Source organism: Flavobacterium sp. Leaf359 (assembly GCF_001423985.1).
Classification (GTDB): domain Bacteria; phylum Bacteroidota; class Bacteroidia; order Flavobacteriales; family Flavobacteriaceae; genus Flavobacterium; species Flavobacterium lindanitolerans.
Map to the genome: position 1 here is coordinate 21,664 of NZ_LMPW01000015.1, position 200 is coordinate 21,863.

Below are 200 nucleotides of genomic sequence, written 5' to 3' on the forward strand. Positions count from 1 at the left end.
TCCTTGCTTTAGACCTGCGTAACTAAATGGCTGGCAGGGAAATCCAGCACATAAAAGTTCGTAATTTTTTGGAATAAACTTTTTCGTTTCACTTTTTGTTATATCTCCGAATGGAGATTCTCCAAAGTTGGATTCATAAGTTTTTTGAGCAAATTCATCCCACTCACTCGAAAAAACACAATTTCCACCAAGATTTTGAC

1 protein-coding gene is annotated in these 200 nt (G+C 36.0%); it reads right to left on the bottom strand.

Translation table 11 applies throughout. The features are described from left to right. Positions 1-200, bottom strand: a 200-nt coding sequence (locus ASG38_RS18335; RefSeq protein WP_235498609.1) for a DNA cytosine methyltransferase, incomplete at both ends; no start/stop codon positions are given.